This is a genomic window from Caulobacter sp. GW821-FHT10F06 (assembly GCF_058809215.1).
In genome coordinates this window covers 16,429-40,955 of record NZ_JBXASK010000007.1, presented here as the reverse complement: position 1 = coordinate 40,955, position 24,527 = coordinate 16,429, and the positions used below count along the sequence as shown (strand labels likewise).

The window sequence follows — 24,527 nt, the reverse complement described above, 5'->3', positions numbered from 1 at the left end:
GGGTCCCGGCTCTACAGCCCGCTACGCGGTCTTTCGGCCGGGATGACAAGAATGGGGGACCCAGATGCGCGGCATCAAGGATGCAGGATTGAGCGTCGACCTCAGCGGATCGGCGGCGCGGGCTGGGGCGGCGGGGCCGGCTGGGGCGGCGGCGGTTCGATGGCCTCGGGCGGCGTCTCGCCCGCCGGCGGCGCGGGAACGCCGGGGATCGTCAGGTCGCCTTCGATCAGGCCCAGATCCTCCAGGGTCAGCGTGTCTTCCGCCGGGGCGGGCGCCGTGGCGCGGCCCAGGGCCGACAGCATGAACTCGCGCCAGATGATCGCCGGCTCGCCGCCGCCGACCACGCCGTTCATGGCGCTGTTGTCGTCATTGCCCACCCAGACGCCGACCACGAGGTCGTCGATATAGCCGACGAACAGGGCGTCGCGATAGTTCTGGGTGGTGCCGGTCTTGCCGAAGGCACCGGGAATGGCGGCTTCCAGCCCGGTGCCGCGATGGACGGCCGAGCGCAGCATGTCGCGCATGTTGACCAGCTCGGCCTTGCTCAGCGGCTTGGCGGGCTTGGTCGGACGCCACGCTTCCAGGCCGTGCGGAACGACCGGGTACTGTCCCGCCGCGATGGCTGCATAGGCCGCCGTCAGCCGCACCAGGCTCATCGGGCCAGTGCCCAGGGCCAGGGTCAGGTCGTTGGGGATCGGATCGGTGACTCCCAGGTCGCGGGCCGTGCGGACGATCTCGGCGCGGCCCAGCTGGTGGGCCAGGCGGACGGCGGCGACGTTGGACGAGGCGGCGAAGGCGGTGATCAGCGGCACTTCGCTGGCGTGGTACTTGCCCTCGTGGTTCTTGGGCTTCCAGCCCGACAGCTCGACCGGGGTGTCCGAGATCGGGCTGGTGATGGTCATGCCCTTGCGGATGGCCGTCAGGTAGACGAACAGCTTGAAGGCCGAACCTGGCTGGCGGGCGGCGTCGGCGCGGTTGAACTGGCTGGTCCCGTAATCGCGGCCGCCGACCATGGCCACGACGCGGCCGTCGGCCCGCATGGCGACGATGGCGCCCTGGGTGATGTTCAGCGCCTTGCCGTCGCGGGCCAGATAGCGCTCCAGCACCGCCTCGGCCTTGGCCTGCAGCTTGGGATCCAGCGTCGTGCGGACCACGGTCTCGCCATAGCGGGCGCCGACCGAGGCGCGAGCCTGGGGCAGGGCCCAGTCGGCGAAATAGGAGCCGGTGGGCAGGGTGCGACGGCCGTTGCTGATATGGACGCCGGCCGGCGCGGCCCGGGCCTGCTGGGCCGTGATCGCGCCGGTGTCGACCATCGCGGCCAGGACGATCCGCATGCGCTCGCGCGCGCCGTCGGGGTTGCTGCTGGGCGCCAGGCGCGAGGGCGCCTTGACCATGCCGGCCAGCATCGCCGCTTCGCCGATCGTCAGCTGCTCGGCGGGCTTGTCGAAATACTGCCGGGCGGCGGCGCGGACGCCGAACGCGCCATTGCCGAAATAGACCGACGACAGGTAGCGCGACAGGATCTCGTCCTTGGACAGCCGGGCTTCCAGATAGACCGCGATCAGCGCCTCCTGGGCCTTGCGGCGCAGGTTGCGGTCGCTGGACAGGAAGGCGTTCTTGGCCAGCTGCTGGGTGATGGTCGAGCCGCCTTCGGAGACGCCGCCGGCCTTGGCGTTGGCGCCCAGGGCGCGCGCGATGGCCCGCAGGTCCACCCCCATGTGCTTGTAGAAGCGCCGGTCTTCGATCGAGACAAAGGCCTGGGGCACATAGGCCGGCAAGGTCTTCAGGTCGACCGGGGCTTCCTTGTAGGAGCCGCGCCGGGCGATCGGCGCGCCGTCGGCGTCGACCAGCACCAGGGCCGAATTGTCCAGCGGCTCCAGAGCGCGGCTCAGGGGCAGCGACCACAGCAGCGACAGCACCAGGACCAGCACGGCGGCGACGGCGACGCCCGCGCCGATCTGCCAGGACCGGCGACGCCAGATCGGCGGCTTGGCGGCGGGCTCGACCGCCGGCGCGAGCACAGGCGGGGGCTCGGGCTCAGGCTCGGCCGCCGGTTCAGGCTCGGCGACGTCGAGAACTTCGACGGGCTCGGCGATCTCGGGCGCCGGCTCGGAGATCTCCGCAGCTGTGGCCGGCGCTTCGGCCTCGGCCGCGACGGTCTTCGGCTTGGCCCGCGACCTGGTCTTGGCCTTGGGCTTGGGCTCGGTAGAGGCCTCGATCGCCGGCTGATCTTCAGCGGGCGCGGCCTTCGGTTTGCGCCGAGCGCGCGGCTTGGGCGTGGCGGCTTCCGGTTCGGGGCCGTTCGAGATGGCCTTGGACCGGGGCGGAGTGTTGGGATCGGACATGGGCTGACGCTCGCACCGGGCGTGCGTCGCCGGGTCGGGCGGCTCCATAGCACACGACCTCTGCCCGCCAACACACCAACGGCGCTCTTGAACGGCGAAGTTTGCCTAGCGCCTGCGTTCCAGCACCATGATCGGCGCGTCCTTGAAGGTGGTGTGGGTCTTGAGCCGGAAGTCCATCTTGGCCGCCAGGGCCAGGGATGGTCCGTTTTCCGGATTGATGATGCAGGGCACGAGCGGCGGCGCCAGGGCCTGATCGATCCAGGCCAGGCCCGCCGTCACCGCCTCGGTCCCGAAGCCCTGGCCGTGCGACCAGGCCGTCAGCACCCAGCCCATCTCCGGCAGGCCGCGCAGCGAGGGCTGGATCTCGCGATGCAGATCGGCGAAGCCGACCTCGCCGACATAACGGCCGGTGGAGGTCTCGCGAACGGCCCAATAGCCGAAGCCCAGCACGTCCCACAGGCCTCGGGCCCGCATCAGCCGGGTCCAGCATTCCTCGGGCGTGAAGGCGCGGCCGCCCAGGTGGGTGAGCACCAGCGGATCGCTCCACATCGCGCAGCTGTCTTCGAAGTCGGACAACTGGGGCGGGGCCAGGGTCAGGCGGGCGGTGGTGAGCGTCGGGGCAGGCATGAAGAGGCGTCGACTCGCGTTTGCTGTTGCTCGCGGCGGCAGGCTACACCGGCGGCGACGCTTTGCGAGATCCGCCACCGTGAGCAAGCCATGACCACGCCCGCCGACGCCATCGCCGCCCGCCGCAAGCTGACCAACAAGCTGATCGTCGGCAAGACCGCCGCGCGCCTCGCGCCGTTCTTCGATCCCAAGGCCGTGGTGATCGCCGGCGACGGCTCGATGCTGATGGGCGCGGCCGAGGTGATCGCCGCCTTCGACGCCCAGTTCCGCGACCCCGACTTCATCGCCTATGTCCGCACCGGCGAGGCGATCGAGATCGACAGCGCCGGCCTGCGCGCCGCCGAACGCGGCCGCTGGGTCGGGTCGTGGAAGGGGGCGCCGGATCAGTCGGGGACCTATCTGGCGACCTGGAAGAAGGTCACGGGCCAGTGGGTGATCGAGAGCGAGCTCTATGTGACTCTGGATCGCGGCGAGTGACGCTTTGCGCGTCAGGTCTTGTCCGCCTCGGTCTATTAAGAGAAATTAATTTTCGGCGGAGCGGGGCAGGGCCTACGCATTCGCCCAACAAAATGTCCTTTGGGGGTCTCGCCTTGCAAAATCGCCGTCAGATGCTGCTGTCCACCGTCGCCGCGGGCCTTGCCGCCACCGCGCCGTCGCTCGCCTTCGCGCAGGCCGCCAGTGGCGAAGCCGCCAAGATGAACGCTCTGTTCGACGCCTTCATGGCCAAGACCCTGCGCCAATCGCCCGAACTGACCACCGGCCTGGGCCTGGACAAGGACGAACTGGCCTGGACCAAGGGCCTGCTCAGCGATCGCTCATTCGAGGCCATCGCCGCCGGCGTCGTCCAGACCCGCGAACAGCTGGCCGCCCTGCGCGCCATCGACCGCAAGGCGCTGACCGGCATGGACGCCGTCAACTACGACACCGTCGAGTTCACCCTGGCGGTGCAGGACGAAGGCAACGAGAAGTTCACCTACGCCGGCGGCGGTTCGGGCGCGCCCTATGTGCTGAGCCAGCTGACGGGCTCCTATCAGTACATGCCCGACTTCCTCGACACCCAGCACAGCATCGAGACCAAGGCCGACGCCGACGCCTATCTGCAGCGCCTGGAAGGCTTCGCCCGCTACATGGACGAGGAGACCCTCCTGGCCAAGCGCGACATGGCCGACGGCGTCATCCCGCCCGACTTCATCATCGACAAGACCCTGATCCAGATGAAGGCCTTCGCCGACACCCCGACGGCCGACGCGCCGCTGGTCAAGTCGATCGCCCGCCGCACCAAGGAAAAGAACATCCCGGGCGACTGGGCGGGCGAGGCCACGAAGATCTATGAGAACTCGGTGCTGCCAGCGCTGAAGCGCCAGATCGCGCTGATGGAATGGGCCCGTCCGAAGGCGGTGCACGACGCTGGTGTGTGGCGCCTGAAGGATGGCGGCGCCTACTACGCCACCTCGCTGAAGAACTACACGACCTCGACCATGACCCCCGACGAGATCCACCAGCTGGGCCTGGACCTGGTGACGTCGATCTCGGCCGAGGCGGACAAGATCTTCAAGACCATGGGCATGGCCAAGGGCACGGTCGGCGAGCGCATGGCCGAGCTGGGCAAGGACATCTATCCCAACACCGACGCGGCCAAGGAACAGCTGATCGCGGACCTCAACACCAAGGCCAAGTGGATCGAAAAGCAGCTGCCGGCCTATTTCGGCCAGCTGCCCAAGGCTCCCCTGGAAATCCGCCGCGTGCCCAAGGCCATCGAGGCCGGCGCCCCGGGCGGCTACTACAACTCGCCCTCGCTCGACGGCAAGCGCCCGGGGATCTACTGGATCAACCTGCGCGACACCAAGGAGCAGGCCAAGTACACCCTGACCACCCTGACGGTGCACGAAGGCGTCCCGGGCCACCACCTGCAGCTCTCCCTGTCCAACGAGGCGCAAGGGTTGCCGCTGATCCGCAAGGTCGTCGGCTTCTCGGGCTACGCCGAGGGCTGGGCGCTCTACACCGAGCAGCTGGCCGTCGAGATGGGCGTTTACAAGGACGATCCGCGCGGCCATATCGGCATGCTGCACGACGCCCTGTTCCGCGCCGTGCGCCTGGTCGTCGACAGCGGCATGCACCACAAGAAGTGGAGCCGCGAGCAGGCCGTGAAGTACATGGCCGAGACCATGGGCGACGAGGAAAGCGGCTCGGTCACCGAGATCGAGCGCTACGTCGTGTGGCCGGGCCAGGCGTGCAGCTACATGATCGGCAAGATCACCTGGCTGCGAGCCCGCGAGCGCGCCAAGAAGGCCCTGGGCAAGAAATTCGACATCCGCAAGTTCCACGACGCGGGCCTGCTGTCGGGCATGACGCCGCTGACCGTGCTCGACACCGTGGTCGACAACTACATCGCCGCGACCAAGGCGGCGAAGTAAGGCGACGTGTCTGCCCTCTCCCCTTGCGGGAGAGGGGGGCGGCTCGCCGCTTTGCCGACAAGGCGTTTATCCAGCGCGCAAAGCGGGCATGCCGGGGGTCTGTTCGGGGTGGGAAGCGGCCCAAGGCGATCCAATAATCCCCTCATCCCGGGCCTTGTGCCCGGGACCCCTCTGTCCACCGCAGGTGCGGGAGGGGCGGCGTGCTCAGCACGCCGCTGGCGCTTCACGTGCAAGCTGAACGAGGGGTTCCGGGCACAAGGCCCGGAATGACGGAGGTTTATTCGAAGTGCGGAGAACTTCCCAAACCGACCCGTTGCGGACGTTAGCGGGGTTCAGTTGTCGCCTTGGCTGGCCCGGACCTCTCGCGTATGGTCGCAGCATGATGATGAATATCGCCTCGGTCTTCTTCCTGGCTTGAAGCCCGCGCCTGTGGCGCGACGCTCAACCCCTGAAAGAAAAGATCACGCGTCGACCCGAGAGTCGCCGCGCCAAATGCGATAGGACCCTCCATGGCCAACCACGGCAACGAACGCCGCGCGCTGAACGCCGCCCAGATCCATGACTTTATCGAACACGGCTTCGTCCGGTTGGATGAGGCGTTTTCCCAGGATCTAGCAAGCCAAGCGCGCGACGTTTTATGGAAAGACACTGGCTTCGACCCAACCGACCGCGCATCTTGGACAAAGCCAGTCGTCAGGCTCGGCATGTATAGCCAATCGCCGTTCGTAGAGGCCGCCAACACCGCTGCGCTTCGCGCTGCTTACGATCAGCTAGTTGGAATTGGACGTTGGTTACCCTGCGGAGCGATGGGGACCTTTCCAGTGCGCTTCCCATCGACCGAGGACGCCGGAGATGCGGGTTGGCACATCGATGCGAGCTTTGCGTGGGATCAACCCGACTTCATGGATTGGAGGGTCAACGTCACGTCCAAGGGACGGGCGCTGCTCATGCTATTCCTGTTCTCCGACGTTGGACCCGACGACGCGCCGACGCGACTGATGGCCGGCTCTCATCGCGCCATCGCCCGCGCCCTTGCGGACGCAGGGGAGCAGGGGATGACGCTCAGGCAACTCACGCCGGTCATTGACCAGATGCATCCGCAAGCTACGGCCGTCGCTACGGGTCCAGCGGGCACAGTCTTCCTCTGCCACCCGTTTCTTGTTCATGCAGCCCAGGCGCATCACGGAATAACGCCCCGGTTCCTCGCTCAACCGCCGTTGCTCCCGAAGCAGCCATTGCGCCTGGAACGGAGCGACGGTGATTACTCGGCCGTCGAAATTGCTATTCGACAAGCTCTCGGCTCGGTGATCTGAGGACAAAGGGACCGGCTTTGCCGGGCCGGTCCCGATGACCGCTTTCCACCTCGAACAGACCTTCGGCATGTCCGCTTTCGACGACGGCGATCAGCTTTATCGGTAACTGTGTATCCGTCACCCTTTTGGCCGACACCGTCTCCCGCAAAGGGAAAAGGACGATAAGACTACCCCCAGCTCTCCGAGGCCCCGGCGCGGCGCGCCAGGGGCTTGATGGCTGCGGCGGGCTTCAGGGCCGGTTGCGGGGTGTCGGCCGGCTTGCCGAACAGCCAGCCCTGGGCGAAGTCGACGCCGGCCTTGCGCACCACGTCCTCGACCTCGACCGTCTCGACCATTTCGGCGACGGTGCGGATCTTCAGGTCTCTGCACAGCTCGACCAAGCGGCGCACCATGGCGCCGTCGCGGCCGTTGGCGGCCAGTTCGCGCACGTAGCGGCCGTCGATCTTGACGATGTCCAGCGTCAGTTCCTGCAGATAGGCGAACGAGGCCGAGCCCGAGCCGAAGTCGTCCAGGCAGACCAGGGAGCCCATCTCGCGCAGGCCCTGGATGTGGCGGTTGGCGCGGGGCAGGTCGTCGATGGCGGCGGTCTCGGTGATCTCGAAGATCAGCCGGTTCCTGGCGCTGGGATGGTCCTTCAGCGTGCGGGTGACGTGGTCGACGAAGCCCTCGTTGACGATCGTGCGGCCCGAGACGTTGACGGCCAGCTTCAGCTCATTGGTGCGGTCCTGGGCGATGCGCTTGACGGCCTGCTCGACGATAGCGTGGTCGAGCTCCTCGATCAGATCGAACTCCTCGGCCATGCGGATCAGGGCGAAGGGGCTGCCGCCGTCCTCGAAGCGCACCAGGGTCTCATGGTGATGGGCGACGCCCGTCGACAGGTTGACCACCGGCTGGAAGGCCAGGGTGAAGCGGCGCTGGCTGACGGCCGCGCCCAGGGCGCCGGCGCGGGCCAGGGTGCGCTGCACCGAGCGGTTCATCGCCTCCGACAGGGTCATCGGCGGGGTGTCCTTCAGGCCCTCGCGCAGGAAGTCGTCTAGGGCGTAGCGCAGGGCCTTCAGGCCGCGCGCCGGGGCGACGCCGCCGTCCAGCGGCACGACGTGGGCGCTGGCTTCCAGGGTCGTGGCCTTGGTCAGGCGCTGGGCCATGTCGTCGGGATGGTCGGACTTGGTGCGCACCAGCGCGTAGCGCTCGGGCGACAGCTGGGTGGCCATGCCGCCGGCGTGGGACTCGGCCCGCACCGCGCCGGCCAGCTTGATGTCGAGGGCGTGGGCCTCGCGCGCCGACAGCTGCTCGCGCAGCGAATCCAGGCCGGCGAAGTCGACCATCGCCAGCTCCAGCTCCAGGCCGGTGACGCGGGCGGCCTCGAACAGGCCGCGAGCGATGTCCTCGAAGTTCTCGCGGGAGCGCAGGCCCGAGGCGTCCAGGCCGCCGGCCGGAGCGAGGGCGGCGGTGACCGACACCGAAACCCGGCCGCCGTTCTCGGGCAGGGCCCGCAAGGTCAGGCTGACATGGCGCGCCGGCTCGCCGGCCATGCGCACGGTGAGGGGGCCGCGGCGGAAGCCATCGGTCAGGGCGGTCATCACGGAATCGATCAGCGGACGGTCGGCGGCGGTGAACAGGTCACGCCATGCGCGCCCCATCAGCGTGCGCTCGTCCTGGCCCATCATTCTCTGGGCCGCGCCGAGGGCCAGGATCACCTGACCGTTCTCGATCTCGAGCAACAGATCGGCGCTGGCGAACGCCAGGCCCAGAAGACGGCGCGGATCGATGGACAAGGCTATAGTCCCCCAAGGTGGGCGAACCGTCTCACGCGCGTCTTAAAGACCCCTTTCGCCGCAGGGCCGTCGCCTGCGGCGTCCTGTCGCGCTACCCGCTTCGGGGATCAGGGCCGCAAGGGCTTTGAAAGGCCGCCGGCACGGCGATCTTGACGCGCGTTGGCTTTCCTCTGAGAACGGTCGGGTATCGCTGGCGGCGCGCCGGCCCGGGAAATGCGTGGGCGCCGATGGCCGTCGAATTCGTCGCCGATGACGCGATCGTGGACCTCCATAGCGAGGCGCGGGGACGGATCATCGTCGAGGGCCAGCGCAACGTGCTGCGCGTCGGCCGCAACGTGGTCCTGGACATCGACATCATCATCCGCGGCTCGGGCTGCCTGGTCGAGATCGAGGACGACTGCCAGCTGGCAGGCCTGATCCACATCGTGCGGGGCGAGGGCGCGGTGGTGCGCATCGGCCAGACCACCACCTTCAACACCGTGGCCCTGACGATGCACGAGGCCGCCGAGATCGTCATCGGCAAGGACTGCCTGTTCTCGACCGACATCCATATGGACGTCAGCGACATGCATCCGATCTATGACGGCTTCACCTGCGAGCGGATCAATCCGGCTCGCTCCATCCACATCGGCGACCATGTGTGGATCGGGCGCGGCGTGGTGATCCTCAAGGGCGCGCGGATCGGCTCGGGCAGCGTGATCGGGGCCGGCGCCCTGGTGTCGGGCGAGATCCCGGCCCACGTGGTCGCGCTGGGCTCGCCGGCTCGGGTGACGCGCCGCGACATTCTCTGGTCGCGCAATTTCGGCGACGTCGTCTCGCCGCTGCCGCGTCCGTCGCCGCCGCCCAGCCTGGCGAGGCGAATCCTGTCGCGCGCCCGGCGGTCGTTGAAGGGCCTGCTGGGCCGCGCCTGAGCCTCCTTGATCTCCGACTTCTGGATGCGACCGAAACTGTCGTAGGCCGCCGTCACATAGGGAGTCACCGGAACAGGGCGGCGCGGCGCGTGTCCAACCTCCCCGAACCGGCGACGGATCAACCTCGCTCGCCGAAAAGAACATCTTGCGAACACGGAACAAAGGCGGTACGTCTTTGGGTGTTCCTCGGATCGTTGGGCGCGCGAAACGCGAAGCCCGGCTTGGTCGGGCGGAATCATGGAATAAGGGCGCATCTCCAATGAGCAATCAGGCGGCTTTGAAACTCGTGGGCAAGGAAGACGGCGACAAGCAACGCGCGCTCGAGGCCGCGCTGGCTCAGATCGACCGGGCGTTCGGCAAGGGCTCGGTGATGAAGCTGGGCGACAAGGGCAAGGTCGAGATGGAGTCGGTCTCCACCGGCTCGCTCGGCCTGGACATCGCCCTGGGCATCGGCGGCCTGCCCAAGGGCCGGGTGATCGAGGTCTATGGTCCGGAAAGCTCGGGCAAGACCACCCTGGCCCTGCACGTGGTGGCCGAGGTCCAGAAGGCCGGCGGCACCGCCGCCTTCGTCGACGCCGAACACGCCCTGGACCCGTCCTACGCGTTCAAGCTGGGCGTCAATCTCGACAACCTGCTGGTCTCGCAGCCCGACAACGGCGAACAGGCCCTCGAGATCACCGACACCCTGGTGCGCTCGGGCGCCGTCGACATCGTGGTCGTCGACTCGGTCGCGGCCCTGACGCCGAAGGCCGAAATCGAAGGCGAGATGGGCGACAGCCTGCCGGGCCTTCAAGCCCGCCTGATGAGCCAGGCCCTGCGCAAGCTGACCGGCTCGATCAACAAGACCAACACCATCGTCATCTTCATCAACCAGATCCGTCACAAGATCGGCGTGATGTACGGCAGCCCGGAAACCACGACGGGCGGCAACGCCCTGAAGTTCTACGCCTCAGTGCGCCTGGACATCCGCCGCACCGGTTCGGTCAAGAACCGCGACGAGATCATCGGCAACAACGTCCGCGTGAAGGTGGTCAAGAACAAGGTGGCCCCGCCGTTCCGCGAGGTCGAGTTCGACATCATGTACGGCGAGGGCATCTCCAAGCTGGGCGAGATCATCGACCTGGGCGTCAAGGCCGGGGTGATCGACAAGGCCGGCTCGTGGTTCTCCTACAACAGCCAGCGCATCGGCCAGGGTCGCGACAACGTCCGCGAGTTCCTGAAGGCCAACAAGGACCTGGCCAACGAGATCGAAATGGCGGTCCGCAAGTCTTCCCAGAAGATCGAGGAAGAACTGCTGGTCGGCGGTCCCGAGGATGGCGACGACGAATAGTCCGTCGCCTCAGAGGTTTCGCGGCCTCTCGCACAGCTGCGGGCGACTCCCGCCTATCTAAAGCCCGCAGCGACCCCGCCGCGACGGCCGCGATCCCCCGGACGCCTGGACCCCATGCCAGGCGTCCGTTTTCGTTCATCCTCCCCCTGAAGGGGGAGGCGGCCCGCAGGGCCGGAGGGGAAAGGGCGCGGCGCGAATATCCTCTCCCTGACGGGAGAGGTGTCGGCGCAGCCGACGGAGAGGGAAATTGCAAGCGTGCGGCGCTTCCCCCTCCGGTCGCTACGCAACCACCTCCCCCTTCAGGGGGAGGATCAACCGCCCTTTATCCGCTTGCGCCCAGCCCCCACATCCAACGTGGTTTCCACTCCGCCGAAAACCGCGCTATGCAGCGCCAACTCCGGACAGCCGGACCTGTTAAAGACCTCGAGACACCCATGCCTAAGCTGAACGAGATCCGCGGCGCCTTCCTCGACTATTTCGGCAAGGCCGATCACGCGATCACGCCGTCCGCGCCGCTGGTGCCGCAGAACGATCCGACCCTGCTGTTCGTCAATGCGGGCATGGTGCCGTTCAAGAACGTCTTCACGGGCGCCGAGACCCCGCCGCATCCGCGCGCGGTCAGCTCGCAGAAGTGCGTCCGCGCCGGCGGCAAGCACAACGACCTCGACAATGTCGGCTACACCGCCCGCCACCACACCTTCTTCGAGATGCTGGGCAACTTCTCGTTCGGCGACTACTTCAAGGAACAGGCGATCACCCACGCCTGGACCCTGCTGACCCGCGACTTCGCCCTGCCCAAGGACAAGCTGCTGGTTACGGTCTACCACACCGACGACGAGGCGGCCGACCTGTGGAAGAAGATCGCCGGCCTCGGCGACGACCGCATCATCCGCATCCCGACCAGCGACAACTTCTGGTCCATGGGCGACACCGGCCCCTGCGGCCCGTGCTCGGAAATCTTCTTCGACCACGGCGAGGGCATCCCCGGCGGCCCTCCGGGCAGCCCGGATGAAGACGGCGACCGCTTCATCGAGATCTGGAATCTGGTCTTCATGCAGTTCGAGCAGCTGGCCGGCGGCGAGCGCGTCTCGCTGCCCAAGCCCTCGATCGACACCGGCATGGGCCTTGAGCGGGTCGCCGCCGTCCTGCAGGGCGTGCACGACAACTACGACATCGACCTCTTCAAGACCCTGATCGCCGCCAGCGTCGAGCTGACCGGCGTCAAGGCCGAGGGCGCCCAGGCCCCGTCGCACCGGGTGATCGCCGACCACCTGCGCTCGTCTTCGTTCCTGCTGGCCGACGGCGTCACGCCGTCGAACGAAGGCCGTGGCTACGTGCTGCGCCGGATCATGCGCCGGGCCATGCGCCACGCCTATCTGCTGGGCGCGAACGAGCCCCTGATGCACCGCCTGGCCCCGACCCTGGTGGCCGAGATGGGCCAGGCCTATCCGGAACTGCGCCGCGCCGAGGCCTCGATCGTCGAGACCCTGCGTCAGGAGGAAGAGCGCTTCCGCGTCACCCTGGGCCGCGGCATGGGCCTGCTGGATGAGGCCACCGCCAACCTGTCCTCGGGCGGCGTGCTGGACGGCGAGACGGCCTTCAAGCTCTACGACACCTACGGCTTCCCGCTGGACCTGACCCAGGACGCCGTGCGCGCCAAGGGCATCACGGTCGACACCGACGGCTTCGACGTGGCCATGGACCGTCAGCGCACCATGGCGCGCGCCAACTGGGCCGGTTCGGGCCAGCAGGGCGCGGCCGCGGCCTGGTTCTCGATCAAGGAAAAGGCCGGCGCCACCGACTTCGTGGGCTACGAGACCACCGAGACCACGGGCGTCGTGAAGGCCATCGTCGTCGACGGAACCGAGGTCGAGTCGGCCACGGCCGGCCTGACCGTCGAGGTCCTGCTGGACCGCACCAGCTTCTACGCCGAGAGCGGCGGCCAGGCCGGCGACACCGGCGTCCTCGAGGCCAACGGCCGCGAGAGCGCGGTGCTCGACACCCAGAAGCAGGCCGGCGAGCTCTATGTCCACAAGGTCGAACTGGCCGGCGACCTGAAGGTCGGCGACAGCGTCGTGGTCAGCGTCGACGCCGCCAAGCGCACCACCACCCGCGCCAACCACTCGGCCGCCCACCTGGTGCATGCCGCCCTGCACCATGTGCTGGGCCCGCACGTCGCCCAGAAGGGCCAGATGGTCGACGGCGACCGCATGCGCTTCGACTTCAGTCACGGCGGTCCGCTGTCGCCCGACGAGATCGAGCGCATCGAGGCCGAGGTCAACGAGGTCATCCGCCAGAACGTCCCGGCCGAGACCAAGGAAATGGCCCCGCAGGAGGCCATCGAGGCCGGCGCCATCGCGCTGTTCGGCGAGAAGTATGGCGACAGCGTCCGGGTGCTGACCCTGGGCAAGTCGCTGACCGACGCCGGCAAGGCCTATTCGGTCGAGCTGTGCGGCGGCACCCACGTGGCCCGCACCGGCGATATCGCGCTGTTCAAGATCGTCTCCGAGCAGGGCGTGGCCGCCGGCGTGCGCCGCATCGAGGCCCTGACCGGCGAGGCGGCCCGCCGCTTCCTGCTGGACCAGGCCGGCGTCGCCAAGGCCCTGGCCGAGCAGTTCAAGACCCCAGTCAGCGAGGTCGGCTCCCGCGTCGAGGCCCTGATCGCCGAGCGCAAGTCGCTGGAAAAGCAGCTGGCCGAGGCCAAGAAGCAACTGGCCCTGGGCGGCGGCGGCGCGGCCTCGGGTCCGGAGGACGTCAACGGCACGGCCCTGATCGGCAAGATCCTGGACGGCGTCGGCGGCAAGGAGCTGCGCGGCGTGGCCGAGGAGTTCAAGAAGCAGCTGACCAGCGGCGTCGTCGCCCTGGTCGGCACCAGCGACGGCAAGGCCGCCGTGACGGTGGCGGTCACCGCCGACCTGACCGGCAAGTTCAGCGCCGCCGACCTCGCCAAGGCCGCCGTGCTGGCCATGGGCGGTCAGGGCGCGGGCGGCAAGGCCGACTTCGCCCAGGGCGGCGCGCCCGATGCGACCAAGGCCCAGGACGGCCTGGACGCCATCAAGGCGGCTATGGCGGGGTAGGCTTCACGGCCAGCTTCGAAACCCGAAGGGGACGCTGTGAGGCGTCCCCTTTTCTGTGCGCGCTTGACGACGGAGGCGATCGCTCTTCTTATCGAGTTACGAACGTAATTTCATCGGAGGGCGCATGTCGACCAGCAGCCATCGGTCCTGGGCCAAGGCGGTGGTCGCCGCCAGCCTGTTGCTCGCGCTCGCCGCCTGCGGGCAACACGAAGCGCGCCGGGAGTACGGCGGCATCGCGCCCTCGGCCCTTTGGAGGGCCGAGGTGGTCGAGGATTCCGGCGGCCGGACGGGCGCCGTCGACATCTGCGCCAACCCGGAGCTGGTCGGGTCGTTCACCCGGATCGAGCCCAACATCAACGGCCAGCCCTGCGTGCCCTATGGCGACCCGGCGACAGACACAGCCGCCGAACACGTCGCCCGCTGCCAGGCCGGCGGCCTGCGCTATGGCCGCTACCTGTCGATAACCCGCCAGGCCGTCGGCGACTTCACGGTGCGCTTCGCCCTGCAGCCGTTGCAGGCGGCCGGCGGCAAGGTGGTTCAGGCACGCCGCTATCGCCGCCTGGGCGAGTGTCCGACAGGCTGGCGGGGCGGCGACCAGGGTCCGCCCGGCGGCGCGCCGACCTCCAACCTGATGACGGGCCAGAGGTACGCCGCGCGGGCGCAGTAGGACGGGGATCGCTGGGGCAGCGGAGCCGAGACCCTCGTCCTTCGACAAGCTCAGGATGAGGTTCTCTACTGAACAGCGGTCAAATGGTCCTCATCCTGAGCCTGTCGAAGGACGAGGACCCCGCACGACGCCAGACGTCGATCAGCCCTTCAGGAAGGCCGACAGCTTGTTGCCGTCCGGGTCGCGCACATAGGCCAGGTAATAGCCCTCGCCATAGGCCGGGCGCGGTCCGGGCGGGCCGGCGCATTCGCCGCCGTGGGCCATGGCGGCGGCGTGGAAGGCGTCGACCTGCTCGGGGGTCTCGGCCTTCAGCCCGACCATGATCCCGTTGCCGGCCTTGGCGGGCAGGCCGTTCTCGGGCGCGCAGATCATCACCGTGGCGTGGTCCTCGTCGGGACCATAGCCGATCCAGTCGCCCTGTCGCCACAGCCGCTTGCTGCCCAGCGCGCCCAGCGCCGCGTCATAGAAGGCGCCGGCGCGATCGATGTCGCTGGCGCCGATGGTGATGTAGCTGATCATGGGAAGTCCTCCTGCCGGAGAGCTTAGCCAGGCGCGGCGCCAGCATGTGTCAGCAGCAGCGCGACGACCGACAGGGTCAGGGCGGACAAGGCCGTGGTCAGGGCCACGGTCCGTGCTCCGCCGCGCGCGAAGACGCCCAGGGTCCGGGTCTGGATGAAGACATTGACCGCGGTCGGCGTGGCGGCCAGCAAGGTCGCGCCCAGCCGGAAGGCCAGCGGCGCTTCGGTTAAGCCGACCAACAGCCAGGTCAGGATCGGCAGGGCGACCAGCTTGGCGACCGACGCGGCGATCACCGGCCCCGAGCGCGGCGCAGCGGCGGCGTCCGGATCGCGCAAGGCCAGGGCCGCGCCCAGCGCGACCAGGGCCACGGGGCTGCCCGAAGCGGCGGCGGCGCTGACGGCGCGGTCCAGCAGGCTGGGCAGTTTCAGGCTGAACAGCGCCAGGAAGACGCCGATCAGCGACGCGGCGACGATGGGGTTGCTCAGCGCCTGGACGACCGAGCGGGGGATCGACCGCCCCGAGGCCCAGCCCAGCAGGGCGATGCCGGTGGCGGCCACCAGCACGAAGTCCACCGCCACGACCCCGGCGGCCAGCCGTGCGGCCTCGGGACCCAGCACGGCGGCCGCGACAGGCAAGCCCAGGAACGCGCTGTTGCCCAGGCCGCCGGCCAGGGCCGCGCCGGCCCGCTCCTCGCGGGTCCAGCCCAGGGTCAGCCCCAGCACGAGCAACAACAGCATCACCGCCAGCGCCGCGCCGGCGAAGGCGGCCAGGCCTACGGCCAGGGCCGGTCCCGGCGCGCCGATCGCCGACAGCGAGTGGATCAGCAGGGCCGGAAAGCCGATCCAGAACACATAGGCCGACAGGCCGCGCGCCATGCCGTCGTCCAGCAGACGCAGCCTCACCAGGGCCACGCCGGCCCCGACCAGCAGGAAGAACGGCAGCACCCGCGCCAGGACGCCGAGCACGAGGTCGATCTGGAGCAAGGGCGGCGGTTCCGGCGGAGAGGTGAGCTTCGCCGATAGCACCCTGTCGAGGCTCTCGCTAGCGGTGGGCGGCGCCCCAACCGGGCAGGGTCAGGCGATAGACCAGGATCAGGTTGTCGTTGTCGCCGGCCGGCGAGCCGTCGGCCGCCTTGACCTCGGCGTCGAACGCCACACCGCCGACCCTGCCGTCGCGGGTCTCGAAGTCGTTGTCCGAGCCGATGAACAGGAAGACGTCATCCGGCGTCTTGGGATCCAGCACCGGGACCACGGCCAGGGCCTCCAGCTTCTCGGGCAGGGTGAAGCGGTTGGTGGCGGCGTTGTCGAGGTTGAGGCCCAGGCGGGCCAGCTGGACCGGGTTGATGATATTGACCAGCTGGGTCTGCTTCACCGGCGTGATCGAGGGCTCCAGCACGCCGCTCGGGGCGATGGGCTTGGTCGTGGTCTCGTAGGCCGTGCCGGCTAGGTTGGTGGCGCCCGCGGTGTCGATCAGCAGCACGCTGCGATAGACCGCCGGGCGGGCCGAGCCATTGCCGCGTCCATTGCCGTCGCGGGCCAGGACCAGGAACTGGTGATCGTTCAGGGCCAGCAGTTCGGACTGGGCGGCGGTCTTGTCGGGCCCGCCGCCGTCACCCTTGGCGCGCACGATCGGCAGCTGGACGACATAATCCGCGATCGGCTTGGCCGGGGTCGCCGTCTTGCCGATGTCGTAGACGAACAGGCGGGTGTTGGCGCGGGTCTGCTCGGCGTCCTTGCCGGGCGCGGTGTCCTGCACCGTCGCGCTCTGCAGCAGGGTGGCCAGGCGCTTGCCGCCGGGAATGAGGCTGACGCCTTCCAGGCCCTGGTTATTGCGCCGGCCGGTGTCGGGGGCGGAGAGGCCGGTGATGTTCAGCTTGCCGCCGGTCGTCGGGGCCAGGGCGGGAACGGGCGGGATCACGCCCTTCAGCGCGCCGGTCTTGTCGAAGCGATAGACCGCCGCCGCATATTCGTCGGAGACGTAGAAGCCGCCGTCGGCCGTCAGGGCCAGGCCTTCGCTGTCCAGGCTGGTGCGGCCGGCGATGGCCGGATCGGTGGGCTCCAGGCCGGTCATCGGGCGGCCCTGGGCGTCCTTCAGGATGAGGCCGCCCGTCGGGGTCAGCTTCACCTGGTTCGGCGCGGCTGCGCCGTCGCCGGCCGGCGCGAAGGTCAGGACGAAGCGGTGCAGGCGGTTGGCGTAGTCCGAGGTGCCGACGATCGAGCCCACGGCGTTGGGGCCGCGATCGGGCAGGGTGGTCAGGGTCCCGGCATAGGTCCCGTCGGGCAGGCGCTTCCAGTCGGTGATGGCCATCGACGAGAACGAGCCCAGGGTGTCGCCCTTGAAGTCGCGGGTGGCGGCCGCCAGTTGGCCCGCGCCGACCAGGCCGTGGTTGACGAAGGTCGTTCCGGCGAAGTCGATCGACACCGCGCCTGGGTCGGTAGCGACGTTGGGCGTGCGGTAGGCCAGAGGCTGAGCATTGGCCGGGCTTGTGCTGGCCAGCAGGGCCGCGACGGCGAGCGCCCGGATAGGGAGGATCATAGAGGGCGCGCTCCGGAAGGTCAGGTCCGGGCGGTAGCAGCCTAGTTTGACAGCGCGGTGACGACGGGCGCGCGGAGCCGCAAACCTCGTCCTTCGACACGCTCAGGATGAGGTTCTGCCGCCGAGGCCTGCCTTGGTCCCCACCCTGAGCCTGTCGAAGGGCGAGGGCCGCGAACAGACCCTACCGCTCCTCGCGCGGCAGGCGGATGTGGACCAGCTTCCAGGTGAACAGCGCCTTGCGCTGGAAGGTGAACACCGTGACCCGTTCGGGCGCGCCGGGACGCTTCATGGCCACGCGGACGCGGTTGGGGTCCCAATAGGCGATCGTGGGGTAGGGGCCCTGGACCACGGCCTTGACCTTCCCGGTCGCCGTGTCGGGGCGCGCGGGGCCGGCCGGCGCGGTTCCGGGCGCATAGCCGCGGGTCAGGGCCGAGATGCCGGCGATGGTCAGGTAGCGGTCGACCTGGGGTTCGGGCGGGGCGATCGGCTCGATGGCCCGGCGCATGGCGCCCAGCGGATCGCGCCAGATCGACGGCGGCTCGGCGGCCGCCACCGGGGCGTCTTCGTGCAGCTGGCCGGTCAGGCTGCGGCGCACGGCGGGGAAGTCGACCAGCTCGCCGATGGCCTGCACGTCCTCGTACTGGGCCGCCGCCTTCAGGGCCCGGAACGCGAACCAGGGCGCCGAGGCGAAGGCCGCCGCGAAGATGAAGATGGCCAGGACGATCAGGTCCCAGATCCGCTTCTGCAAGGTCATCGACGGGTCCTAAAGGTTAACGTCGCATAGAAGGGGTACTTCCAGCTTCGCCGCAAGGCCGTTCGCGCGCAAAGAGACCAAGTCGGAGAGGTCAGTCGCCGCGCAGCGGCATGCTGAAGGTGAAACGCGTCTCGGCCGCATCCGACGCCACGCTGAGCGCGCCGGCATGGGCGTGGGCGATCTCGGTGGCGATGTAGAGACCCAGGCCCAGGCCCTGCTGGTGGGGATCGTCGGAGGCGCGGGTGAAGGGGCGGAACAGGCGCTTGGCGGTCTCGGGCGGGATCGGATCGCCGGCGTTGGCCACCGACAGCTCGAAGCGGCCGTCCGCCGTAGTGGCCCGCACCGTCACCGGCTGGTCGGGCGCGCCGTGGGTCAGGGCGTTGGCCACCAGGTTCGACAGCAGTTGCGCCACCCGCCGGCTGTCGCAGGCCACCGGCTGGTCCAGCTTCATCTCGGCGTGGACGGCGCGTAGCGGCTGGGCGCTGCGGAACTCGGCCAGCACCTGGTTGAGGGCTTCCTCGATCTGGGCGTTGGGACGCGGGTCGACGTCGAGGCCACCGCCCAGGCGACCACGGGCGAAGTCCATGACGTCGTCGATCAGCCCGGCCATGCGGGTGACGCTGTGCTCCATCTGGCCCAGGATGAACTCGCGCTTGTCCGGCTCGGGCGACTTGCGCAGCAGGCGCGCGCCGCCGGCGATGGCGGCCAGCGGGTTGCGCAGGTCGTGGCCTAGCACGGCAATGAACTGCTCGCGCAGCTCGGCGCTCTCGCGCTCGCCCAGCAGGGCCGCCTCGCTGCGTTCCAGGCGTTGCTGGGCATCCAGATGGCTGCCGATCAGTTCGGCGAAGATCTCGAAGGTCGCGAGGGCGTTGGAGGCCTTCAGGTCGAACGGGCGCGGGTCGATGGCGCACAGGGTGCCGAAGAAGGCGCCGTCATGATGGATGGGCGTCGAGATATAGCTCTGGAAGCCGTACTTGGCCGGGGTGTGGTGGTCGCGGAACGCCGGGTCCTGGGCCACGTGGTTGATGACCACCGCCGCGCCGCTGGCGCGAATCTCGTCGCAGATGGTGGTCTTCAGCTCCAGCTCGCCGCCGGGCTTGAGGCCGAAGGCGATCTCGTCGCGCACGGCGCAGGCCACCCACTTGTCCTCGGTGACGCGGGCGACGGCGGCGAAGCCCATGCCCGTGGTGCGGCAGATCACTTCCAGGATCTTGGGCACGACGTCGATCTTGCCAACGGCGGCCACATCGGCGGCGATCAGGTCGCGCATGCTGGAGAGTGCCTTCCGTCGTCAGCGCGTCCCGCGCCTGTCATGCCCCGCGTGGGCGAAATCGTCCGTCGGGTTCCAGACAAATGGCAGAGCTTCGTCAAGCCTGCCCTGGCGCTGGCTTACGCGATCCGGGTACGGCTTGCTGACAGCTTCTGGCCATCGCGCGCGCTAGATCGTGCCGCGCCAGGAGGCGCGCCCATGACCCCGGACCTCAAAGTCGTCGAGCTTCGTCAGTACACCCTGCATCCCGAGCAGCGCGAGACGCTGATCGCGCTGTTCGAGCGTGAGTTCGTCGAGACCCAGACGGCGGCGGGGATCACGCTGATCGGCCTGTTCCGCGACCTGGACCATCCCGACCGCTTCGTCTGGCTGCGCGGCTTTCGTGACATGGACCAGCGGCGCGAAGCCCTGACCGCCTTCTACGGCGGACCCGCCTGGGCGGCGCATCGCGAGGCCGCCAACGCCACCATGATCGACAGCGATGACGTCCTGCTGCTGCGGCCTGGCGCGAACGTCACAGCGTCGGCGACCGGTGCGCTGATCGCTATCACCATCCAGGCCCTGGAGCCGGACGCCGAGGCCCGCTTCGAGCGCGAGACCCGATCCGACCTGGAGCGCGCCGGCGCCCAGGTCCTGGCCTGGTGGGTCACCGAACCGGCCGCCAACACCTTTCCGCGCCTGCCGGTGCGCGAAGGCGAGCAGGTGCTGGTCTGGCTGGCCAGTTTCCCCGACCCCATGGCCCACGCCGCCTGCCTGGCCGCCGTGCGCGCCTCGGGCGCGTGGGTGCGCCAGCGGCTGCGCCTGGAGCCGACGGCCCGCTCGGCGGTGCGCTGAAACGCAGAACGCCTCCCGGTTTCCCGAGAGGCGTTCGTTGGATACGTCTTCCCCCTATGGGAGGAGCGCGAAGCGCGGAGGGGGCGAGTTCGGCGAACCGAACCCCTTGCCCCCACCTGACCGCTTCGCGGTCGTCCGCCCCCATAGGGGGCGGATCAAGTCCTAGGCCATGGCCTTCTTCAGGTTCTCGTCGATCTTGTCGAGGAAGCCTTCGGTGGTCAGCCACGACTGCTTGTCGCCGACCAGCAGGGCCAGATCCTTGGTCATGAAGCCGCTCTCGACGGTGTCGACGCAGACCTTCTCCAGGGTGGCGGCGAAGTTGGCCAGGTCCTGGTTGTCGTCGAGCTTGGCGCGGTGGGCCAGGCCACGGGTCCAGGCGAAGATCGAGGCGATCGAGTTGGTCGAGGTGCTCTCGCCCTTCTGATGCTGGCGATAGTGACGGGTCACGGTGCCGTGGGCGGCTTCGGCTTCCACCGTCTTGCCGTCCGGGGTCATCAGCACCGAGGTCATCAGGCCCAGCGAACCGAAGCCCTGGGCGACGATGTCCGACTGCACGTCGCCGTCGTAGTTCTTGCAGGCCCAGACATAGCCGCCCGACCACTTCAGCGCCGAGGCGACCATGTCGTCGATCAGGCGGTGCTCGTAGTGGATGCCGGCGGCCTTGAACTTGTCGGCGTATTCGGCGTCGAAGATCTCCTGGAAAATATCCTTGAAGCGGCCGTCATAGGCCTTGAGGATCGTGTTCTTCGTCGAGAGATAGACCGGATAGTTGCGGTTCAGGCCGTAGGCGAACGAGGCGTGCGCGAAGTCGCGGATCGAATCGTCGAGGTTGTACATGCCCATGGCGACGCCCGAGGACGGAGCCTTGAACACTTCGTGCTCGATCGTCTGGCCGTCTTCGCCGACGAACTTGATCGTCAGGGTGCCCTTGCCGGGGAACAGGAAGTCGGTGGCCTTGTACTGGTCGCCGAAGGCGTGACGGCCGACGATGATCGGCTGGGTCCAGCCCGGCACCAGGCGCGGCACGTTCTGGCAGATGATCGGCTCGCGGAAGATCACGCCGCCCAGGATGTTGCGGATCGTGCCGTTGGGCGACTTCCACATCTTCTTGAGATTGAACTCGGTGACGCGTTGCTCATCGGGGGTGATGGTCGCGCACTTGACGGCCACGCCGTGCTTCTTGGTGGCTTCGGCCGCGTCGATGGTCACCTGGTCGTTGGTGGCGTCGCGATTCTCGACCGACAGGTCGTAGTAGTCGAGCTCCAGGTCCAGGTACGGGAAGATCAGCTTATCCTTGATGAGCTTCCAGATGATGCGGGTCATTTCGTCGCCGTCCATGTCGACGACGGGATTGGCGACTTTGATCTTGGCCATTGCGGGGGCTTTCCTCTGGCGGTGGCGCGCCTGTGACTCTTTGGCGCACAGGGCCCAGGAGCGGCGCGGACCGGGTCGCTATAGACTGTTGCGCGTAAAGGGAAAAGCGGCTCGGTTGGACGAGGCGACAGTTCTAGGGCCGCGAGGGCCGTTTAGCGTTCTGGAATGGGCTTAAGCCCCTCGAAACGAGGTGGAAGGAACAGACAAGGCGTGATCAGCCTTCGCCCCAACACCGAGATGACCTCGCCGCTGGCCCGGCGGCTGCTGACGATCGTCGCGGTGCTGTCCATCGCCGTGACCGGTGTGGCGACGGCCGTGGCCTTCGTCTTCGTGCAGAAGAGCGCCGCCGACACCCAGATGCGCCACCTGGCCGAATATGTCGGCGAGCGGGTGAAGTCCGAGGATCGACTGTTCTCTGACCTGGTCAAGGTGCACGACGCGGCCAGTCAGGCCCTGACCATGCGCCTGGAAAGCCGTGATGCGGCCGACGCCCAGACCGAGTTCACCAGGCTCTATCTGGATCATGGCGACGGCACCCGTCGCACGGCGCCCGCACTCTTCGACGGGGCCCGCGAGGGGCCGCACTTCGTCTATGGCATCGGCGGCTACCTGCCCAAGGCCGACAATCTGACCCGTGGCGAGAAGGCTCTGTTCGTCTCGGCCATGGAGGTCGTGGCCAACACCGGCGAGACCGAGATCCAGCACTACGACAACTTCTACTTCTTCACGCCCAAGACCCGGATGGTGATGTTCGGCCCCAAGCGGCAGGACAAGCTGCTGTACTACCGCCGCGACGCCCCGCCGACCCTGGACATCTCCAAGGAGGAGATGGTCCAGATCTCCGTGCCGGAGGGCAATCCCGGCCGGTCGATGCGCTGCACCAAGCTGCGCCGCCTGATCTCCGACCCCAGCGGCCGGGGCCTGAACGCCGCCTGCGTGACGCCCTACTACTTCCACAACCAGTTCATGGGCGCGTGGGGCACCAGCCTGTCGCTCAACGCCTATCTGGAGCGGGCCGTGGCCGAGGCCCTGCCGGGCGGCAGCAACCTGATCGTCGCCGACGACGGCGAGCTGATCGCCGCCCAGGGCCTGGCCCGCAACGGCGTGGTCGACGTCGGCCGCCTGCGCGAGGCCGAGCGTCAGACCCATGCGCGTGAGGTGATCCAGCAGATCAAGGCCGAAGGCCGCGACGTCGGGGCCATCCGCGACAAGCGAAACGACCGGATCATCGCCTATGGCCGCCTGAAGGAGCCCAACTGGTGGTTCCTGATGACCTTCCCGTCGGACGACCTGGTGCTGTCGTCGCTGAAGACCGCCTCGTGGGTGCTTTTGTTCGGCGTGCTGGGCGTGCTGATCCAGCTGGTGCTGCTGTATCGGGTGATCAGCCGCGAGGTGGCCTGGCCCCTGGGCGTCCTGGCCCAGGCCCAGCAAAGCACCGACCGCAAGGAGATCATGGCGGTCGAGGCCCGCAAGGACGAGATCGGCGACTTCGCCCGCACCCTGCGCCAGCAGCGCCAGGGCAACGAGGAGCTGCTTCGCCTGCTGGAAGAGCGCGTGGCCGAGCGCACCGCCGAGCTGGAGCGCGCCAACCAGGCCAAGTCGGTGTTCCTGGCCAATATGAGCCACGAGCTGCGCACGCCGCTGAACGGCGTCATCGCCATCGGCGACCGCCTGGCCGAGGAAGAGGATCCCAAGGTCCGTCGCGAACTGGCCGCGCTGGTCACCTCGTCGGGACGCCTGCTGGAGCAGGTGCTGGGCGACATCCTGGACGTCTCCAAGATCGAGGCGGGCCAGTTCCAGCTGACCCCCGCGCCGTTCGACCTGGAGCGCCTGGTGCGCGGCATGGCCGAGCTGCACGCCGCCGCGGCGTCGGCCAAGAACCTGATCTTCAACTGGACGGTCTCGCCCGACGCGGCGGGGGTCTATCTGGGCGACGCCGGCCGCATCAGCCAGATCCTGTCCAACCTCCTGGCCAACGCCGTGAAGTTCACCGCCCAGGGCACGATCACCCTGGCGGTCGAGCGCCGCGACGAACTCCTGGTGTTCACGGTGGCCGACACCGGAGTCGGCTTCGATGACACCGTGCGCGAGCGCCTGTTCAAGCGCTTCGTGCAAGCCGACCAGTCGATCACCCGCCAGTTCGGCGGCACGGGCCTTGGCCTGTCAATCTCGGCCGCCCTGGCCGAGATGATGGGCGGCCGCATCGACGCGCGGGCCGTGGTCGGGGCGGGGGCCACCTTCTCGGTTCAGCTGCCGCTGCCGCGCTGCGAGGGCGACCTGGTCGACGTCGAGGCGGGGTTCGAGGACGAGATCTCGCTGCAGGGCCTGCGGGTCCTGGTCGCCGAGGACCATCCGACCAACCGCAAGGTCGTGGAGGTGGTGCTGGAGCCGTTTGGCGTCGAGCTGACCATGGTCGAGGACGGCGCCGCCGCCGTGGCGGCCGTCGAGCGCCAGACCTTCGACGCCATCCTGATGGACATGCAGATGCCGGTGATGGACGGCCTGACCGCCACGCGTGCGATCCGGGCCCGCGAGGCGGCCAAGTCGCTGGCGCCGGTGCTGATCATCATGCTGACCGCCAACGCCATGGAAGAGCATGTCGGCTCGGCGCGCGAGGCGGGCGCCGACCTGCACCTGGCCAAACCGCTGCATCCCGACCAGCTGCTGATCGCCCTGGCCGGCGTCCGGATGGGCCGCGACGCAGGGCCCGCCAGCGCCGCCGGCTAAAAGCGGATTTCACGCCCACCGACCTCCGCCCATAAATCCCGTCATTCCAGGCCTT

Annotated in this window: 18 protein-coding genes; 9 read left to right on the top strand and 9 right to left on the bottom strand. The window is 68.6% G+C overall.

Going from position 1 to position 24,527, the window contains the following annotated elements; genetic code table 11:
- Positions 1–101: 101 nt before the first annotated feature.
- Together AC1RUS_RS16190 and AC1RUS_RS16185 are read right to left on the bottom strand one after the other, a co-directional pair.
- Positions 102–2,345 (bottom strand): transglycosylase domain-containing protein, encoded by a 2,244-nt coding sequence (locus AC1RUS_RS16190; protein WP_492917615.1) that lies wholly within the window; start codon positions 2,343–2,345, stop codon positions 102–104.
- Between the two features lie 105 nt (positions 2,346–2,450).
- A complete protein-coding gene (locus AC1RUS_RS16185) occupies positions 2,451–2,972 on the bottom strand; it encodes a GNAT family N-acetyltransferase (RefSeq protein WP_492917614.1) in 522 nt (173 codons plus the stop codon).
- 90 nt (positions 2,973–3,062) lie between these two features.
- Here AC1RUS_RS16185 and AC1RUS_RS16180 point away from each other — a divergent pair, with 90 nt between their 5' ends.
- The 3 genes from AC1RUS_RS16180 (at position 3,063) to AC1RUS_RS16170 (ending at position 6,699) form a co-directional block, all read left to right on the top strand.
- Positions 3,063–3,449: a nuclear transport factor 2 family protein gene (locus AC1RUS_RS16180; RefSeq protein ID WP_492917613.1), complete on the top strand. Its 387-nt coding sequence runs from the start codon at positions 3,063–3,065 to the stop codon at positions 3,447–3,449.
- Between the two features lie 113 nt (positions 3,450–3,562).
- A complete protein-coding gene (locus AC1RUS_RS16175; protein WP_492917612.1) occupies positions 3,563–5,386 on the top strand; it encodes a DUF885 domain-containing protein in 1,824 nt (607 codons plus the stop codon).
- A gap of 509 nt (positions 5,387–5,895) precedes the next feature.
- Positions 5,896–6,699 carry a phytanoyl-CoA dioxygenase family protein gene (locus AC1RUS_RS16170; protein WP_492917611.1) on the top strand — a complete coding sequence of 268 codons (804 nt, stop codon included), beginning with the start codon at positions 5,896–5,898 and terminating at the stop codon, positions 6,697–6,699.
- 167 nt (positions 6,700–6,866) lie between these two features.
- Here the strand turns inward: AC1RUS_RS16170 and AC1RUS_RS16165 are convergent, their stop codons facing one another.
- Positions 6,867–8,474: an EAL domain-containing protein gene (locus AC1RUS_RS16165; RefSeq protein ID WP_492917610.1), complete on the bottom strand. Its 1,608-nt coding sequence runs from the start codon at positions 8,472–8,474 to the stop codon at positions 6,867–6,869.
- 227 nt (positions 8,475–8,701) lie between these two features.
- Between AC1RUS_RS16165 and AC1RUS_RS16160 the strand changes: the two genes are divergently transcribed.
- From AC1RUS_RS16160 to AC1RUS_RS16145, 4 genes are all read left to right on the top strand, one after another.
- Positions 8,702–9,385: an acyltransferase gene (locus tag AC1RUS_RS16160; protein ID WP_492917609.1), complete on the top strand. Its 684-nt coding sequence runs from the start codon at positions 8,702–8,704 to the stop codon at positions 9,383–9,385.
- 259 nt (positions 9,386–9,644) lie between these two features.
- Positions 9,645–10,715: a recombinase RecA gene (gene recA / locus AC1RUS_RS16155; protein WP_492917608.1), complete on the top strand. Its 1,071-nt coding sequence runs from the start codon at positions 9,645–9,647 to the stop codon at positions 10,713–10,715.
- A gap of 434 nt (positions 10,716–11,149) precedes the next feature.
- Positions 11,150–13,792: an alanine--tRNA ligase gene (gene alaS, locus AC1RUS_RS16150; protein WP_492917607.1), complete on the top strand. Its 2,643-nt coding sequence runs from the start codon at positions 11,150–11,152 to the stop codon at positions 13,790–13,792.
- A 124-nt stretch (positions 13,793–13,916) separates the two neighbouring features.
- Positions 13,917–14,459, top strand: coding sequence for a hypothetical protein (locus AC1RUS_RS16145; RefSeq protein WP_492917606.1), 543 nt, complete (start codon positions 13,917–13,919; stop codon positions 14,457–14,459).
- Positions 14,460–14,600: 141 nt separating this feature from the next.
- Here AC1RUS_RS16145 and AC1RUS_RS16140 read toward each other — a convergent pair whose 3' ends face one another.
- The 5 genes from AC1RUS_RS16140 to AC1RUS_RS16120 form a co-directional block, all read right to left on the bottom strand.
- Positions 14,601–14,978, bottom strand: coding sequence for a VOC family protein (locus tag AC1RUS_RS16140; RefSeq protein ID WP_492917605.1), 378 nt, complete (start codon positions 14,976–14,978; stop codon positions 14,601–14,603).
- Positions 14,979–15,001: 23 nt separating this feature from the next.
- Positions 15,002–15,961 (bottom strand): AEC family transporter, encoded by a 960-nt coding sequence (locus AC1RUS_RS16135; protein WP_492917604.1) that lies wholly within the window; start codon positions 15,959–15,961, stop codon positions 15,002–15,004.
- A gap of 58 nt (positions 15,962–16,019) precedes the next feature.
- Positions 16,020–17,513: an esterase-like activity of phytase family protein gene (locus tag AC1RUS_RS16130; RefSeq protein WP_492917603.1), complete on the bottom strand. Its 1,494-nt coding sequence runs from the start codon at positions 17,511–17,513 to the stop codon at positions 16,020–16,022.
- Between the two features lie 181 nt (positions 17,514–17,694).
- The gene (locus AC1RUS_RS16125; protein ID WP_492917602.1) at positions 17,695–18,267 is read right to left on the bottom strand and encodes a DUF2939 domain-containing protein; all 573 of its coding nucleotides are present in this window, start codon (positions 18,265–18,267) and stop codon (positions 17,695–17,697) included.
- 91 nt (positions 18,268–18,358) lie between these two features.
- Complete coding sequence (locus AC1RUS_RS16120; RefSeq protein WP_492917601.1) at positions 18,359–19,537, bottom strand: GAF domain-containing sensor histidine kinase; 1,179 nt, start codon at positions 19,535–19,537, stop codon at positions 18,359–18,361.
- 198 nt (positions 19,538–19,735) lie between these two features.
- On the opposite strand from AC1RUS_RS16120, the gene AC1RUS_RS16115 reads away from it, so the two are divergent.
- A complete protein-coding gene (locus tag AC1RUS_RS16115; RefSeq protein ID WP_492917600.1) occupies positions 19,736–20,371 on the top strand; it encodes an NIPSNAP family protein in 636 nt (211 codons plus the stop codon).
- A 162-nt stretch (positions 20,372–20,533) separates the two neighbouring features.
- On the opposite strand, the gene AC1RUS_RS16110 is transcribed toward AC1RUS_RS16115, so the two are convergent.
- Positions 20,534–21,745: an NADP-dependent isocitrate dehydrogenase gene (locus AC1RUS_RS16110; protein WP_492917599.1), complete on the bottom strand. Its 1,212-nt coding sequence runs from the start codon at positions 21,743–21,745 to the stop codon at positions 20,534–20,536.
- A 237-nt stretch (positions 21,746–21,982) separates the two neighbouring features.
- Between AC1RUS_RS16110 and AC1RUS_RS16105 the strand changes: the two genes are divergently transcribed.
- Positions 21,983–24,472, top strand: a complete 2,490-nt coding sequence (locus AC1RUS_RS16105) for an ATP-binding protein (RefSeq protein WP_492917863.1) — start codon at positions 21,983–21,985, stop codon at positions 24,470–24,472.
- Positions 24,473–24,527: the final 55 nt, after the last annotated feature.